11 protein-coding genes are annotated in these 16,799 nt (G+C 73.8%); 7 read left to right on the top strand and 4 right to left on the bottom strand.

Annotation, left to right across the window (positions count from 1 at the left end; genetic code table 11):
- Positions 1-247: 247 nt before the first annotated feature.
- Positions 248-1,951 carry a DHA2 family efflux MFS transporter permease subunit gene (locus tag H9623_RS08370; protein WP_193719596.1) on the bottom strand — a complete coding sequence of 568 codons (1,704 nt, stop codon included), beginning with the start codon at positions 1,949-1,951 and terminating at the stop codon, positions 248-250.
- 78 nt (positions 1,952-2,029) lie between these two features.
- The gene (locus tag H9623_RS08365; protein ID WP_193719595.1) at positions 2,030-2,665 is read right to left on the bottom strand and encodes a PadR family transcriptional regulator; all 636 of its coding nucleotides are present in this window, start codon (positions 2,663-2,665) and stop codon (positions 2,030-2,032) included.
- A gap of 465 nt (positions 2,666-3,130) precedes the next feature.
- Here H9623_RS08365 and H9623_RS08360 point away from each other — a divergent pair, with 465 nt between their 5' ends.
- The 5 genes from H9623_RS08360 to H9623_RS08340 all read left to right on the top strand — a co-directional run bounded on the left by H9623_RS08360 (position 3,131) and on the right by H9623_RS08340 (position 9,457).
- On the top strand, positions 3,131-4,159 hold the full coding sequence (locus H9623_RS08360) for a formylglycine-generating enzyme family protein (RefSeq protein ID WP_407671874.1): 1,029 nt from the start codon (positions 3,131-3,133) through the stop codon (positions 4,157-4,159).
- Positions 4,160-4,163: 4 nt separating this feature from the next.
- Complete coding sequence (locus tag H9623_RS08355; protein ID WP_193719593.1) at positions 4,164-4,724, top strand: DUF1697 domain-containing protein; 561 nt, start codon at positions 4,164-4,166, stop codon at positions 4,722-4,724.
- Between the two features lie 128 nt (positions 4,725-4,852).
- A complete protein-coding gene (gene nhaA / locus H9623_RS08350; RefSeq protein ID WP_193719592.1) occupies positions 4,853-6,250 on the top strand; it encodes a Na+/H+ antiporter NhaA in 1,398 nt (465 codons plus the stop codon).
- Between the two features lie 97 nt (positions 6,251-6,347).
- Positions 6,348-7,508: a hypothetical protein gene (locus H9623_RS08345; protein WP_193719591.1), complete on the top strand. Its 1,161-nt coding sequence runs from the start codon at positions 6,348-6,350 to the stop codon at positions 7,506-7,508.
- 71 nt (positions 7,509-7,579) lie between these two features.
- Positions 7,580-9,457: an alpha/beta hydrolase gene (locus H9623_RS08340; RefSeq protein ID WP_321575348.1), complete on the top strand. Its 1,878-nt coding sequence runs from the start codon at positions 7,580-7,582 to the stop codon at positions 9,455-9,457.
- A gap of 88 nt (positions 9,458-9,545) precedes the next feature.
- Here the strand turns inward: H9623_RS08340 and H9623_RS08335 are convergent, their stop codons facing one another.
- Positions 9,546-11,705 (bottom strand): catalase, encoded by a 2,160-nt coding sequence (locus H9623_RS08335; protein WP_193719589.1) that lies wholly within the window; start codon positions 11,703-11,705, stop codon positions 9,546-9,548.
- Between the two features lie 332 nt (positions 11,706-12,037).
- Between H9623_RS08335 and metG the strand changes: the two genes are divergently transcribed.
- Positions 12,038-13,624, top strand: a complete 1,587-nt coding sequence (metG, locus tag H9623_RS08330) for a methionine--tRNA ligase (protein WP_193719588.1) — start codon at positions 12,038-12,040, stop codon at positions 13,622-13,624.
- Positions 13,625-13,637: 13 nt separating this feature from the next.
- Here metG and H9623_RS08325 read toward each other — a convergent pair whose 3' ends face one another.
- A complete protein-coding gene (locus H9623_RS08325) occupies positions 13,638-15,158 on the bottom strand; it encodes a helix-turn-helix domain-containing protein (RefSeq protein WP_193719587.1) in 1,521 nt (506 codons plus the stop codon).
- Between the two features lie 178 nt (positions 15,159-15,336).
- On the opposite strand from H9623_RS08325, the gene aceA reads away from it, so the two are divergent.
- Positions 15,337-16,770: an isocitrate lyase gene (gene aceA, locus H9623_RS08320; RefSeq protein ID WP_321575347.1), complete on the top strand. Its 1,434-nt coding sequence runs from the start codon at positions 15,337-15,339 to the stop codon at positions 16,768-16,770.
- Positions 16,771-16,799 lie beyond the last annotated feature (29 nt).

The following is a 16,799-nucleotide window of genomic DNA, read 5'->3' as shown; positions in this document are numbered from 1 at the left end:
GCGGTTCTCCCGTGTCGAGGCAACACGCCGTGCGTCCGAGATGTCACGAGCTGTTCACGTGAGCGTCCCCCCCCCCCCCCCGGGGGGGGGGGGGGGGGGCCGGCGGCGGCGGGGCGGGGCCGGGCGGGGCCGGCGGGGCACCTGCGCCCGGCACGGCGCGAGCCGGCCCGACGACGGCGCTCGCGTGCCGCCGTCGGGCCCGGTCCGCCGTGGTCCGCACGGCAGGGCGCCCCGCGGACCGGTGCGCTCAGTCCGCGTGCGCGACGTGCGTGGCACGCATGCTGAGCGCCGCGACGAGCCCGATCACGAGGACCCCCGCCGTGACGAGCAGGGTCTGGCCGACCGCGAGCGAGAACCCCTGGTGCAGCGCGGTGGTCGCGGCCTGGCGGATCTGCTCGGCGGCCTCGGGCGGGATGCCCGCAGGCAGCTCCATGCCCTGCGCTCCCCCGGTGAGCGAGCCGCCCGCCGCGGCGAACCCGTCGACGAACTGCTGGCGGAGCTCGGCAGGCAGGGCCGTCGACGCGTCGCGCGCGGCGGCCGGCAGGGTCGCCGAGAGCCTGCTCGTGAGCGTCGCGACGATCGCGGCCGAGCCGATCACGCCGCCCACCTGGCGGAACGTGTTGAACGCGCCCGCGCCCGCCCCGGCCGTGCGGTGGTCGAGCCCCGAGGTCGCGAGGTTCGCGAGCGGCGAGAACAGCGCGCCCGTCCCGATCCCGAACAGGGTCATGGGCGCGACGATCGCCCAGACGCTCGCGTCGGGCGTCGCCGCGACGCTCAGCCACACGACCGAGGCCGAGAGCAGCGCGAAGCCCGAGGCCACGACCCACTTGCCCGGGACCCGGTCCGAGAGGCGGCCCGCGAACGGCGCCACGACGCCGGACACGAGCGAGCCGGGCAGGTTGATGAGCGCTGCCTCGAGGGGAGAGAGACCCAGGATCGACTGCAGGAAGATCGTCAGCGGGAAGAAGATCCCGATCATGCCGAACGACACGGCCATGCCGGACACGTTCGCGAGCGAGAAGTTGCGCGAGTGGAACAGCGTGAGCGGCAGGAGCGCGCGCTCACCGAGGTGCCGCTGCCACAGCACGAACGCCGCGAGCACCAGGACGCCCAGGCCGATGATCGTCCAGATGCTCAGCGGGCCCACGACCGTGCCCCAGTGGTACGTCTCGCCCTCCTGCAGGCCGAACACGAACAGGAACAGCCCCACGATCGAGAGCGCGACGCCGATCATGTCGAAGCTGCGCTTGCTGGTCGGCAGGGACGGCAGGCTGCGCAGGGCCAGGACCAGGGCCACGACCCCCACGGGGATGTTGACGAAGAAGATCCACTCCCAGCCCCAGGTCTCGACGAACACGCCGCCGAGCAGCGGGCCCGCGATGGTCGCGACGCCCGCGACCGCGCCCCACAGCCCCATCGCCGCACCGCGCTGACGCGGCGGGAAGACGCGCGTGATCATCGACATGGTCTGCGGGGTCATGAGCGCGGCACCCACGCCCTGGACCGCGCGGGCCACGATGAGCATCTCGACGGACCCGGAGAGCCCGCACCACAGCGAGGAGAGCGTGAAGACGACGAGCCCCAGGACGAACACGGGCCTGGGGCCGAACCGGTCGCCCAGGCGACCGGCCAGCAGGAGCAGCACCGCGTACGTGAGCAGGTAGGCGCTGTTGACCCAGCCCACCGCGGTCAGGGTCGTGTCGAACGTGTCGACGAGCGTGGGCACCGCGATGTTCACGATCGTGGTGTCGACCATGATCATGAAGAAGCCCAGGCACAGGGCCGGGAGGATGCTCCACGGGCTGCGCCCGCCGAGGTCGACGAGCGGGGGTCCGGCGGGAGCGCCCGACGCGGGGCCCGCGGGAGCGGTGGCCGTGGCCGACGGCGCCGCAGCGCTCGACGCCGGGTCACCGGTCGCGGGCAGGCTCCCTGAGGGAGGGGTCGTGGTCATGGGGTCCTCTGAGGTCGGAGAAGTGTGTTCGGGAGGCTGCGCGAGCAGCCGCTCGCCGGGCGCGATCCCGGCGGAAGGTCAGGGCACGTGGTCCGTGGCCTGGGCCCGCGAGCGGGCGGCGACGAAGTCGCGGAAGGACTGCGGGACGGGTTCGTCCCAGTCCAGGGCGCCGGAGTCGAGGTCGGCCAGCAGGCCGTCGAGCCAGGTGAGCTCCGACTCGATCCGGTGGAGGTCGTGCTCGACGTCGAGCAGGAGGCGACGGGGCAGCCCGTGGCTCCGCACGTCGTCGTACCTGCGGGTCCAGGCGGTGAGCTCGTCGGCCAGCGCGGCGCGACGGGCACGCAGCGCCGTGAGGGCGCTCGCCCGGTCGATCGCGTGGGCCTGGGACAGTGCGAGCGGGAACCAGGGGTGCTCGCGCCGCGGCTCACCGAGCAGCCGGGCCGTGCGGGCCGCGAAGACCTCGCGTCCTGCATCGGTCAGGCGGTAGGTGGTCCGCTGGGGCCGGTTGCCCTCGCGGTCGGTGCCGACGACCTCGACGAGCCCGTCGGACTCGAGCCGTTCCATGGCGTGGTAGACCGAGCCCGGGGTGATGCTCGCGAGCCGGTCGTCGCCCCGCTGCTTGAGCGTCTGGTGGACCTGGTAGGGGTGCATGGGCTGCTCGTGGAGCAGCCCGAGGAGGAGCAGGGCGGCAGCGGAGAGCTCCTTGCGTGCCATGTCGCCTCCTCGTGCTCACCCCTGACGGAATACTCCGGCTGGAATATACGCCTCGGGCAACGGTCTGGTCGAGGGGGTTCGCCCTCCCGTGAGCGGCATCACGGCGAGCACCCGGACCGCCCGGGCTGCGCGTCCCCCGGAGGTCCGGGGCTGACGGACGCACGTGCCCGGCGCTAGGGTCGGGGGAAGCAGCCCGGGGCTCCCCTGTCGGACGGGTGTCGTCGCAGGTCAGAGCGACGACTGCACCATCCTGGGGAGGCCTTGCGCACGCCGGGTCCCGGCCGCCGACGACACCGGGACGGCATCGAGGACGAGCTCGACACGAGGAGACGCATGGACAGGACAGCGGGCACGGCGCAGGCAGCGCGCACGACAGGTGGACCGAAGGGTGAGACGACGCTCGCGCACGCCGACGCCCCGGCCGGGCTCTCGCCCCTGGTCCCCCTGCCGGGCGGCTCGTTCCGCATGGGCTCGACCGAGTTCTACCCCGACGAGGCGCCGGCCCACGAGGCGACGGTCGCCGCGTTCGAGATCGAGGCGCACCCCGTGACCAACGCGCAGTTCGCCGCGTTCGTCGCCGCGACGGGGTACGTGACCGTCGCCGAGCGCGCGCTCGACCCCGCCGACTACCCCGGCGTCGCGACCGAGGACCTCGTGCCCGGAGCGCTCGTGTTCACGCCCACGACCGGCCCCGTCGACCTCGCGGACTCGCAGCAGTGGTGGCGGTGGCGACCCGGCGCACGGTGGGACGCGCCGCACGGGCCGGGCACGTCGGTCGAGGGCCGCGAGGACCACCCGGTCGTGCAGGTCTCGTTCGAGGACGCCCAGGCGTACGCGACGTGGGCAGGACGGTCGCTGCCGACCGAGGCCGAGTGGGAGTACGCGGCCCGCGGTGGGCTCGACGGCGCCCGGTTCGCGTGGGGCGACGAGCACCGCCCGGACGGCGAGCTGCTCGCGAACCACTGGCAGGGCTCGTTCCCCCACCGCAACACGGGCGCGCAGGGGTGGGTCGGGACGAGCCCCGTCGGGACGTTCCCCGCGAACGGGTACGGCCTGGTCGACATGACGGGCAACGTCTGGGAGTGGACCACGTCGTACTACACGCCCGACCACGCCGGACGGGCACGCTCGGCCGCCGAGGTCGCGGCGGCCCGCGCCGCCCTCACGGTCGAGATCCCCGCGTACGTCCTGACGGGCGCGGCGCAGGACGGGCCCGGCGAGCACCCCGACCGCACGAGCGCCGGGTCCGGCGACGCACCGGACCCGCGTGCGGCCGCGAGCGCCGAGCCCGGCTCGACGATCCCCCGCATGGTGCTCAAGGGCGGCTCGCACCTGTGCGCGCCGGAGTACTGCCTGCGCTACCGCCCCGCGGCCCGGTCGCCGCAGGCGGTCGACACCGCGACGAGCCACATCGGCTTCCGCTGCGTGGTGCGCCCTCCGGTCGCGGTGGCCCCCGCCGTGGCGCCCGTGTCCGCGCGCGACCTGCTGGGCTGAGCCCATGACGTCGGGGTTCGCCGTGCTCCTGCGGGGCGTCAACGTGGGCGGGGGCCGCAAGGTCCCGTCGGCGGACCTGCGCGCGGTCGCGCAGGACGCGGGGTTCGCGGGAGCGCGCACGCTCCTCGCGAGCGGGAACCTCGTCGTCGCGCCGGGGACGTCGGGGATCACGGGGCCCGACGACGTCACGCACCTCGTCCGCGCAGGCCTGCGCGAGCGGCTGGGTCTGGACGTCGACGTGCTCACGCTGACCGCTGCGGAGCTGGCGGCGGCGGTCGCGGACAACCCGTTCCCCGAGGCGGCCCGGGCGGATCCCTCCCACCTGCTGCTGGCCTTCCACCCCCACGCGCCCACGCCGGACCGGCTCGCCGCCCTGGACCCGGCGCGGTACGGCGTCGAGCACATGGCGTGGTCGGGGCGCGTGAGCTACACCTGGTACGAGGGCGGGGTCGGGACCTCGAGGCTGACGCCCGCGGTGCTGCTCCGGACGCTCGGGGTGTGGGGCACGGCGAGGAACTGGAACACCGTGACCCGGCTGGCCGCACTGGTGGAGGATCCGGGCTGACCGAGCCGGTCGGCCCGCCGTGCGCCACGGGCTCACCCGCCGAGCCACGCACCCCGTACGATGGGACGCTGGTGTGCCGGGAAGTCTGGTCGGCGTGACGTCGACGACCCCTCAACCGCAGGAGACCTGTGAGCACGCACGAGCACACCCCCACCCCGGACGAGACCCCCCGCGAGGCCTCCCCGTCGCCCGTCCCGGCCCACCCGCAGGGCGGCACGGGTGCCCCGACGGGCGCGACGGCGTCGGGCGCCGTCCCTCCCGCGACCACCCGGCCGAGCGCCGCACGCCGCTGGAAGCGCTGGGTGACCCGCGAGACCACGGGTGGGGCGCTGCTGATCGGCGCCGCGGTCCTCGCGCTGCTGTGGGCCAACTCGCCCTGGCGTGCGGCGTACTTCGACCTCGCGGCCTTCACGATCGGCCCCGAGGCGCTGCACCTGGACCTCTCGCTGTCCACGTGGGCCGCCGACGGCCTGCTCGCGATCTTCTTCTTCGTCGTGGGCGTCGAGCTCAAGCAGGAGTTCGTCGCCGGCTCGCTGCGCAACCCGCGCGAGGCGGGCGTGCCCATGCTCGCGGCCGTGGGCGGCATGGTCGTGCCCGCGATCATCTTCGTGAGCGTCGCCCTGTGGGGCGGGGGCGCGGACGCCGTGCACGGCTGGGCGATCCCGACCGCGACCGACATCGCGTTCGCGCTCGCTGTCCTCGCGGTGTTCGGCCGCGGGCTCCCGACGGCGATCCGCACCTTCCTCCTGACGCTCGCCGTGGTCGACGACCTGCTCGCGATCGTCGTCATCGCCGTGTTCTACACCGACACCCTGCACTGGGCGCCGCTGGGCGTCGCGCTCGTGGGCGTCGCGCTGTTCGCCGTCCTGGTGCGCCGCCGCCGCACGCACTGGTGGCTCCTGCTGCCCCTCGCGGTCGTCGTGTGGGCGCTCGTCCACGCGTCCGGCATCCACGCGACCGTCGCGGGCGTCCTCCTCGGTTTCACGGTCCCCGCCCTCGCGATCCACGGCGAGCGGACCTCCCGGACCCACCGGTACGAGCACCGCATCAAGCCGATCTCCGCCGGGATCGCGCTGCCGATCTTCGCGTTCTTCGCGGCGGGCGTCTCGCTCGTCGACGGCGGCGGGATCGGGGAGATGATCGGCCAGCCCGTCGCGATCGGCATCATCGCCGGGCTCGTGATCGGCAAGGGCATCGGCGTGCTCGGCGTCACCGCGCTCGTCACGAGGCTCACGCCCCTGCGCCTGGCCCCCGGCATCGGGGTGCGCGACCTGCTGCCCGTGGGCCTGCTCGCGGGCATCGGCTTCACGGTCTCGCTCCTCATCGCCGAGCTGTCGTTCCCCGACACCGCGCACACCGAGTCGGCCAAGGCCGCGGTGCTCCTCGCGTCGGTCGCCTCGGCCCTGCTCGCCGCGACCGCGCTGCGGTGGGACGCCCGGCGCAAGCGGTCGGACGACATGAACGAGGACGGTCTGCCCGACGACGTCACGACGTACATCGGCGACACCACGGACGACGAGCGCTGACCACGGGTCCGCCGGCACCGACGGGCACCGACGGGCACCGACGGGCACCGACGCGGACGGGACCTGCTGAGCGCGACCGTTCCTGCATTGAGGAGTCATGCGCGACTCCCTCGACCCGACCGACGCCCGCTCGTGCGAGGCCACGTGCGACGGGGACACCTGCCGCTGCTCGACCTCGGCCGCCAGGCGACCCCGCAGCCGATCCGTCGGGTGGCGGCTCGTGGGTGTCGCCCTCGTCGTGACGCTCGTGAGCGCGACGGCGACCGTCCGCGGCGGCGACTCCCCGGCGTCCGCGACCGACGGCACCGCGGCGGTCGCCGTCGACACCCGGGACGCAGAGCGTGCGCAGGCGCACGCCCGGGCCACCCGGCTCGTCGAGCGCGCGGTGCTCACCCACGAGCGGTCCGCCGGCAAGGTCGACGAGGTCCTGCGCAGCGCCCTGGACCGCGCGACCGGCGATGTGACCGCCCAGGCCGCGAGCACGGCACAGGCACCGCGCCCCCTCCTCGTCCGGAGCCTCGTGCGGCTCCGTGCCGCCGTCGAGCGCACCGAGCGCCTCGACGCCCAGGTCCGCCAGGCGGCCACCCGGTACGACGTCGAGCAGGCAGAGGCCGCCGCCGCGGAGGCCGCGCGGATCGAGGCGGAACGGCTCGAGGCCGAGCGGCTCGCCGCCGAGCAGGCCGCAGCAGCCGAGGCAGCCGCGGCGGAGGCCGCGCGCGTCGCGGCCGAGAAGGTGGCGGCGGAGCAGGCCGCAGCGGCGAAGCGCGCCGCCGACGAGCAGGCCGCCCGCGCCGCGGTCGCGGAACAGGCTGCCACGCCCGCGGCACCGGCTGCCCCGGCCCGCTCGATCCGTGAGGTCGGCGAGGCGACCCTGCGCGGGCTCCCCGGCAACGGCGGGGTCTCGCTCTCGTGGGACGACCCCGGCCTCGCCGGCCACCTCGGCGGCGTGTGGAAGGGCAACACGTCGACCATCCTGGTCAACGCGACCCGGCTGGGCGACCAGACGTCGAAGACCAAGGACGTGATCCGCCACGAGATGGCGCACATCTACCAGGGTCGCCTCATGGCGGCGCACGGGATGTCGTGGTCGCAGATCGACGGCCTCATGGCAGGGGCGTTCGGCAGCAACGCGAGCGAGAAGGTCGCCGACTGCGTCGCGCTCCGCTTCGGCGCCTCGTGGGTCAACTACACGAGCGACTGCTCGGGCGCCGACAAGCAGGCATGGGTCGACGGCCTCATCGGCGGCTACCTGCCGTGAGCGTCGCGGGCCCCGCGGGGCCCGCCTCGCTCGCGGTGGCGCGATCCCCCCAGCCCCGTACGATCGCAACCGTGCAGCCAGACGCCACGCGCCGGTCCGAGGACGCCCCGAGCGACCGGGCGGCGAGCGCCGCCCGGACCACGGTCCGCCCCCTGGCGACGACCACACCCGACCCCGCCCCAGCGACCGCAGGCCCGCCCCCCGGCGCGGACCCGAGCGCCCGGCCGCCGCTGCGCCGTCGGGCCTGGGCGTGGCTCCAGCACTACCTCCGACGTTTCTCCACGACCGGGCTCGTGCTCGCCCTGCTGTTCTTCTGCTACTCGCTCACGCCCTCGCTCATCCCCCGCGCCTGGTACTACCAGGCGCTCATCACGGGCATGAGCATGGTCGGCGGGTACGGGATCGGCGCGTTCGTCGAGTGGTTCGCCCTCAAGGTGGGGCTGCGGATCCGCTGGAGCCCGCGCGTGAGCCGCATCGCCTGGTGGGTCCTCGGCGCCGCGACCCTCGTCCTGGTGCCGCTCTTCCTGGTCCTCGGCGCGCGCTGGCAGCACGAGCTGCGCGCCCTGTTCGGCATGCCCGAGCAGGCGCCCGCCAACGACGTCGTCGTCGTGTTCGTCGCGGTCCTCGTCGCGCTCGCCGTGCTCCAGGTCGCCCGAGCGCTGCGCCGCGTCGCGCAGTGGGTCAGCCTGCTCGTCGACAACGTCGTGCCCAAGCCCGTCGCCCGGTTCCTGAGCGGCCTGATCGTCGCGGTCGTCGTGGTGCTGCTGTTCAACGGCGTCATCTGGGCCGGCGTGCTGCACATGCTCAACAACGTCTACGCGACCGCCAACGAGAAGATCGACCCCGACCTCACGCCGCCCACGTCCCCCGACCGCTCGGGCTCGCCCGGGTCCGGCTCGTCCTGGGAGTCGCTCGGCGCCGAGGGGCGCCGGTTCGTGGCGCTGGGCCCGACGCAGGCCGAGCTGACCGAGTTCGCCGCGGGCGGCGACGTGATCGACCCGGCCGACGTCCGCGAGCCCATCCGCGTGTACGCGGGCCTCGACCCCGCGGGCGACCTCGAGGCGACCGCGCAGCGCGTGGTCGACGAGCTCGACCGCACGAACGCCTGGGACCGCTCGGTCCTGGTCGTGGCCACCACGACGGGCACCGGCTGGGTGGACCCCGGCATGAGCAGCTCGCTCGAGCTCATGCACGGCGGCGACACCGCGATCGCCTCGATGCAGTACTCCTACCTGCCGAGCTGGATCAGCTTCGTGGGCGACCGCAGCACCCCGCCCGACGCCGGCAAGGCCCTCTACGAGGCCGTGTACCAGGCGTGGTCCGCCCAGCCCGCGGACTCACGGCCGCAGCTCATGGCGTTCGGCATCTCGCTCGGCTCGTTCGGCGCGCAGGGCGCGTTCAGCGGGCTGCAGGACATGACGACCCGCACCGACGGCGCGATGTTCGTGGGCACGCCCAACTTCACGCCCAACTGGACGTACTTCACGACGAACCGCGACCCCGGCTCGCTCGAGTACTCGCCCGTGTACGAGGAGGGACGCCAGGTCCGCTGGGGCACCGAGGTGTCGAGCGCTGCCAACGTCTGGGACGTGCCGGGCACGTGGGAGACCCCACGCGTCGTGTACGTCCAGCACGCGTCCGACGGGGTCACGTGGTGGTCCCCCACGACCCTCTGGTCCGAGCCCGACTGGATGCGCGAACCCCGCGGCCCCGACGTGCTCGACGCCGTCGAGTGGCGGCCGTTCGTCACGTTCTGGCAGCTCACGGGCGACCTCTTCGTCGCCGCCGCCTCCGACATCCCGCCCGGCCACGGGCACGTCTACTACCTCGAGTACGCGGACGGCTGGTCGGCGCTCAACGCCCCCGACGGGTGGGACGACGCCGACACCGCACGGCTCAAGGACCTGATGCGGGCCGAGCAGACGACGGTCGAGAGCTCGACGAGCTGAGCAGCCCCTCCCGGCCCGACGGCGGAGCGCACCTCCCGCAGGAAGGCGCGCTCCGTCGTCGGGCCGGGTGGGGCGTGGCCCGAGGCCGCTACCAGGCCTGCGTGCCAGCGGCCTCGAGCGCCGAGAGCCTGCCCCACGCGCGGTGCAGACCCACGGCCTCGACCAGGCGGTCGAGGAGGTCGTCGGTCAGCGCCACGGACGTCAGGACACCCTCGGCCTCGGTGTCGATCCCGGCGGCGACCAGGACGTCCACCCCGTCACCCCAGGCCGCGATCGCCTTGCCGTGGCGGAAGGCCTCCTCCAGCACCGTCCGCGTCCGCGGGTGCGCCGCGAGCGCCGACCCGGCGGCCCCGTCGGCGATCACCACGGCGTCGAGCTCGATCGAGCGGACCGTCGCGGGAGTGCGGTCCACCGCGAGCGCGCCGTCCCCGGCCCCTACCGTCCCGCCGTGCGACGCGACCACCTTGAGCAGGGCCTGCGTGGCCTCGACACGCTCCCGCAGGGCCCCGAACCCGTCGCCCGCGCCGTCACCCACGAAGACGCCGACGTTCCTCCCCGCGATCGGCCCGGGCACGTCGCTGACCTCCGAGATCGCGGCCGTTCGCGTGACGCCGTCGGGCTCGCCCGCCCCCGGGCCCTCGCCCGCACCCTCGCGACCGTCGCCCGGCTCGCCCTCGGGGACCGCCAGGCCCAGGCCTGCGGCGACGCGCGCGACCAGGTCGGCGTCGATCTTCGCCAGGGCCCGCAGCTGGTGCACCCGGACGTCCTCGCTCTCGCACTTGCCGAGCTCGAACGTGTAGGCGGCCACGGTCTGCGTCTGCTCGATCGGCGTGAGCGAGTTCCAGAACATGCGCGGCTGCGTGAAGTGGTCGGCGAACGACACGGGGTTCTCCCGGACCTTCTCGCCCGCCACCGGGGTCGGGAGCGTCACGAACACCCCCGGGTCGCTCACGGGGCACACCGCCGGGAGGCCGCCGGCCAGGCTGTTCGGCTGGTACGTCCCGAGTCCCTCGTGGACCGCGGTCTGGTGCATCCCGTCACGCAGCATGTCGTCGACGGGGGCGTGCGGGCGGTTGATAGGGAGCTGCGCGAAGTTCGGTCCGCCCAGGCGGCTGATCTGCGTGTCCAGGTAGGAGAACAGGCGCCCCTGGAGCAAGGGGTCGTTGGTGACCTGGATCCCGGGCACCAGGTGGCCCGGGTGGAACGCGACCTGCTCCGTCTCGGCGAAGTAGTTCGACGGGTTCGCGGTGAGCCGCAGCCGCCCGACCTTCTGCACCGGGCACAGCTCCTCGGGCACGATCTTGGTCGGGTCCAGGAGGTCGATGCCCATGAACGTCTCGTCCGGGGTGTCGGGCATGACCTGCAGGCCCAGCTCCCACTCGGGGAACGCGCCCGCCTCGATCGCGTCGGCCAGGTCGCGCCGGTGGAAGTCGGGGTCGAAGCCCGCCGCGAGCTGCGCCTCCTCCCAGACCATGTTGTGCACGCCTGCCACGGGCTTCCAGTGGAACTTCACGAGCGAGGTCTCGCCCGCCGCGTTCTCCATGCGGAAGGTGTGGACCCCGAACCCCTCGGTCGTCCGGTACGACGCCGCGAGCCCGCGCGGCGACATGACCCACATGGTCGTGTGCTGGGCCTCGGTGTGCCGGGACACGAAGTCCCAGAACGTGTCGTGCGCGCTCTGCGCCTGCGGGATCTCACGGTCCGGCTCGGGCTTGACCGCGTGGATCAGGTCCGGAAACTTGATCGCGTCCTGGACGAAGAACACGGGGATCACGTTGCCGACCAGGTCGTACACGCCCTCGTCGGTGTAGAACTTCGTCGAGAAGCCCCGGACGTCACGCACCGTGTCCGCCGAGCCCCGCGACCCCGCGACCGTCGAGAAGCGCACGAAGACCTCGGTCTCCGTGCCCTCCTGCGCGAGGAAACCCGCCTTGGTGACCGCCGAGGCGTTCCCGTACGACGTGAAGACGCCGTGCGCGGCAGCTCCCCGTGCGTGCACGACCCGCTCCGGGATGCGCTCGTGGTCGAAGTGCGTGATCTTCTCGCGCAGATGATGGTCCTCGAGCAGCACCGGGCCGCGAGGCCCGGCCTTGAGCGAGTGGTCCGTGTCGTGGACGCGCAGCCCCTGGGCCGTGGTCAGCCGGTCGCCCTGCTGGGCGCGGGGGTCCGGGTCCCGCTGGTCGGCCGGGACGCCCGTGGGGCTCACGTCCGCCGGAGGTGCCTGGTCGGGGGTTCGTCGCGCACTCATGGAAATTCCCTTCGGTCGGGGCATCGGCTCGTCGACCCGGGGACCGCCGGTCGCTCGTGGCGCCCGGCACCCTCGGGCCCGCCACCGTAGGCACGGCCCTCGACTGCTCGCACGCGGGCGCCGGGAGCCCCTCCCCCGCTCCCGGACCCTGCTAGGGTCGGGCCATGAGCTGCTCGTCGACCGTCATGATGCGCCCCACCCGGGGCCCCTCGTGATGCGCTGACCACGCGCTCCACCACCCAAGGCCTCGCTGCAGCGAGGCCTTTCGTGCGTCCGGGCCCGGTGCGGTCGAGGTACCACAGCAGACACGCACCGCAGTGAGGAACCTTCCCATGCCCACCTCGACCGCCCAGGCAACCAGCCGCCCCACCTTCTACGTCACGACGGCGATCCCCTACGTCAACGGCGACCCGCACCTCGGCCATGCGCTCGAGCTCGTCCAGACCGATGTCCTGGCCCGCCACGCGCGACTGCGCGGGCGCCCGACCCGATTCCTGACCGGCACCGACGACCACGCCCTGAAGAACGTGGCGGCCGCCCGGGCCGCAGGCCGCACCGTCGGGGAGTTCGTCACCGAGCGCGTCCAGGACTTCCGGGACCTGCGCTCCGCGCTGTCGCTGTCCACGGACGACTTCCTGTCGACGTCGGCCGACCCCCGCCACCGACCGGGCGTCGAGGCACTGTGGCGGCGCTGCGCCGAGGCGGGCGACTTCTACCGCCGCTCCTACGACGGCCTGTACTGCGCGGGCTGCGAGCAGTTCTACGCCCCCGAGGAGCTCGACGCCTCGGGCCGCTGCGGCGAGCACGCACCTCTGCCCGAGCACGTCGTCGAGGAGAACTGGTTCTTCCGTCTCTCGCGCCACGCCGCCCGGGTCCGCGACGAGATCGCGTCGGGGCGCGTGCGCGTCAACCCGGCCGCCAAGCGCAACGAGGTCCTCGCGTTCCTCGATGCCGGGCTCGAGGACTTCAGCGTCTCGCGGCCCGCGACCCGCTCGGACGGGTGGGGCGTCCCCGTCCCGGGCGACCCGTCGCAGGTGGTCTACGTGTGGTGGGACGCGCTGACCAACTACGTCACCGCGCTGGGCTACGGCTCCGACCCGGCCGATCCGGGCGCCGCGGACGACTACCGCGCCTGGTGGTCCGGTGGCGACGAACGCGTGCACGTGATCGGCAAGGGCATCACGCGCTTCCACGCGGTCTACTGGCTCGCGCTCCTGCTCTCGGCGGGCGAGCCGCTGCCCACCACGATCCACGTGCACGACTACGTCACGGCCGGGGGCGCCAAGCTCGCCAAGTCCGCAGGCACCGCGGTGCACCCCGTCAGGCTCGTGGACGCTTACGGCACCGACGCGCTGCGCTGGTGGTTCGCGCGCGAGGTCCCGCTCCTGGGCGACGCCGAGTTCACGATCGAGCGTCTCGTGGCCCGGCACGACGACGAGCTCTCGAACGGCGTGGGCAACCTGGTCAACCGCACGCTCACGCTCGTGCACCGGTCCCGGGACGGCGTCGTGCCCGCGCTGCCCCACGCCCTGGCGACGGGACCCGGCGAGCTGGGCTCCGCCGTCGGGCAGGTGCAGGAGACCGTGGACGCCGCCCTCGCCGATGCCGACCTGCGGGCCGCGACCGGGGCCGTGCGGCGCATCGTCGACGCGGCCAACCGGTACCTGAACGCCGAGAAGCCGTGGGAGCTCGCGGTGCGCGAGCGGGCCGGGGAGCCCGGCGCGGGCGAGCGGCTCGACGAGGTCCTCGCGCGGCTCGTCGAGGCGTGCCGCGTGGTGGCCGCCGAGCTCTCGCCGTTCGTGCCCGATGGCGCCGCGCGCCTGCGCGAGCAGCTCTTCCCGGCCGCGACGGCAGACAGGCAGGCGGCCGGGCGTGACCGCGTGGGCCCGCCCGTGCCGACCTTCCCCCGCCTGGCCTGACCCGCGTCCCGACTCACCGCAGGGCCGGCGCGTGCGCCTCCAGGAACCGGAACACCTCGGTCTGGTCCACGCCCGGGAACGCCCCCACGGGCATCGCGGCGAGCATGCTCGCGTGCGGGCGAGCGCTCGGCCACGACCGGTCCGCCCAGCGCTCGGTCAGCGCGGCGGGCGGGCGTCGGCAGCACGACTCGTCGGGGCAGCGCGAGACCGTCCGCTCGGTCGTCTCACGCCCGCGGAACCACTTGACGTGCCCGAACGGCACGCCCACGCTCACCGAGAACTGGCCGTCGTCGGAGTCCTGGACGCGCGAGGTGCACCAGTACGTGCCGGTCGGGGTGTCGGTGTACTGGCTGAACGGGCTCAGGCGGTCCTCGACCGCGAAGACCGTGCGGGCGGTCCAGTTCCGGCACACGTACTGGCCCTCGACCGCGCCGAGCGGGTCCGCGGGGAAGCGCACGCCGTCGTTCTCGTAGGCCTTGTGGATGATCCCCGACTCGTGGATCTTCATGAAGTGCACGGGCACGCCCAGGTGGGTCGTGGCGAGGTTCGTGAAGCGGTGGGCCGCGGTCTCGTAGGACACCGAGAACGCGTCGCGCAGGTCCTCGACCGAGATCGACCGGTCGTCCTTGGCCTCCTTGAGGAGCTTGACGGCGTCGCGCTCGGGCAGCAGGAGCGCGGCCGACAGGTAGTTGGCCTCGACGCGCTGGCGCAGGAACTCGCCGTAGTCGCGCGGCTCGTGGTGTCCCAGGACGTGCGAGGCGAGCGCCTGGAGCAGGGCCGAGCGCGGGTCGCTCGACGCGCGCGTGCCCGTGCTCGGCAGGTAGACGCGGTGGTGGCGCAGGTCGATGACCGAGCGGGTCGAGTGCGGCAGGTCGTGCACGTAGTGCAGCGAGAAGCCCAGGTGGGTCGCGAGGTCCGCGGCCACGCGCTGCGACATGGGTCCGCGGGCGTGCCCGACGCCGTCGAGCAGCTCGCGCGCGGTCGTCTCCAGCTCGGGGAAGTGGTTGTCCTGGGCGCGCATGGTCGCACGGAGCTCGGTGTTGGCGCGGCGAGCCTCCTCGGGGGTGGCGGCCCGCTCGGTGTGCAGGCGCTCGAGCTCGCGCTGGAGGCCCACGATGGCCTCGAGCGCGTCGCTCGGGAGCGACTTGCCGACCCGCACCGCTCCCAGCCCGAGCGAGGCGAACAGGGGGCCGCGCTGTGCGCGCTCGAGCTCGATCTCGAGGGCTGCGCGGCGGGTGGGCGGCTCGGCCGAGAGCAGGTCCTCGACGCTCGCGCCGAGGGCCCGGGCGATGGCCTGGAGCTGGGAGAACTTGGGTTCGCGACGGCCGTTCTCGATCACGGACACCTGCGAGGGCGCGCGGCCGATCGCGGCGCCGAGCTCGTCGAGGGTCATGCCGCGCTCGGTCCGCAGGTGCCGGACGCGGCGCCCGATCGTGAGGGCGTCGGCCTCCTCCTCGACGGGCAGCGTGCCGACGGGCGGCGCCTCGCCGAGCCGTACGGGGATCTTCCGAGCCGACCGGGGGTCAGTTGCCATGACTGAGGGTGACACACGTCACTCCTTGCGCACAACAGAAGAAGTGGAGTTCTTCTGCCAAGGAAGTCCTTGTGGACCCCTTGCGTGGCGAAGGAAGGTCGTTCCACGGCCACCGCTCCTCCCGAGCGGGACGCCGGATCGAGTACCACCGCACGCAACGAAGCTCTGGAGGCACCCCGTGACCACCCCGCCCATCATCAGCCGCCGCTCCGAGAACGAGTACGCGACGCCGCGCACCGCGTCCGCCCGGGCAGAGTCCGTCACGACCCCCGTCGCGCCCTCTGGCCACACCCCCGGGCACGCACCGACACGCCCCGGCGACCAGCGTCAGTCCGCCGCCGACCTCGCCCTGTCCTGGTCGACCGACCCCCGCTGGGCCGACGTGCAGCGCGACTACACGGCCGAGGACGTCGTGGCCCTGCGCGGCTCGGTGCGCGAGGAGCGCACCCTGGCCCGCCGCGGCGCGGAGAAGCTGTGGGACCTCATCCACACCGAGGAGTGGGTCGCCGCGCTCGGCGCCATGACCGGCAACCAGGCCGTGCAGCAGGTGCGCGCAGGTCTCAAGGCCATCTACCTCTCGGGCTGGCAGGTCGCGGCCGACGCCAACCTGTCGGGCCAGACGTACCCCGACCAGTCGCTCTACCCCGCGAACTCGGTCCCGGCCGTCGTGCGCCGCATCAACAACGCCCTCCTGCGCGCCGACCAGATCGAGACGGCCGAGCGCGCCGGCTCCTCCGCGGGCGCCACGCCCGAGCGCGACTGGCTCGCCCCCGTCGTCGCCGACGCCGAGGCAGGCTTCGGCGGTCCCCTCAACGCCTACGAGCTCATGCACTCGATGATCGAGGCCGGCGCGGCGGGCGTGCACTGGGAGGACCAGCTCGCGTCCGAGAAGAAGTGCGGCCACCTGGGCGGCAAGGTCCTCGTCCCGACCTCGCAGCACATCCGTACCCTCAACGCGGCCCGCCTCGCCGCGGACGTCGCGGGCGTCCCGACCGTCATCATCGCCCGCACCGACGCGCTCGCCGCGGACCTCATCACGTCCGACGTCGACCCCCGCGACCAGGAGTTCCTCACGGGCGAGCGCACGGCCGAGGGCTTCTACCGCACGCGCCCGGGCATCGACACCGTCGTCTCGCGCGGCCTGGCCTACGCCCCCTACGCCGACCTCATCTGGGTCGAGACGGGCGAGCCGGACCTCGAGCTGGCCCGCCGGTTCGCCGAGACCATCCACGCGCAGCACCCCGACAAGAAGCTCGCGTACAACTGCTCGCCGTCGTTCAACTGGAAGAAGCACCTCGACGACGCCCAGATCGCGAGCTTCCAGAAGGAGCTCGCCGCGATGGGCTACGCGTTCCAGTTCATCACCCTGGCCGGCTTCCACGCCGTGTCCCACTCCATGTTCGAGCTCGCCCGCGGGTACAACGACCGCGCGATGAGCGCCTACGTCGAGCTGCAGGAGGCCGAGTTCGCCTCCGAGTCCGACGGATACACGGCCACCCGCCACCAGCGGGAGGTCGGCACCGGCTACTTCGACCGGGTCGCCACGGCACTCAACCCCGACAGCGCCACCCTCGCGCTCGCCGGCTCCACCGAGACCGCCCAGTTCCACTAAGCCTCGCCGCCTCGCCGACGTAGAGGTCT

Source organism: Oerskovia douganii (assembly GCF_015142735.1).
Classification (GTDB): Bacteria; Actinomycetota; Actinomycetes; order Actinomycetales; family Cellulomonadaceae; genus Oerskovia; species Oerskovia douganii.
Note: the sequence above shows the minus strand (reverse complement) of the source record. Positions and strands in the feature narration are given on the sequence as shown.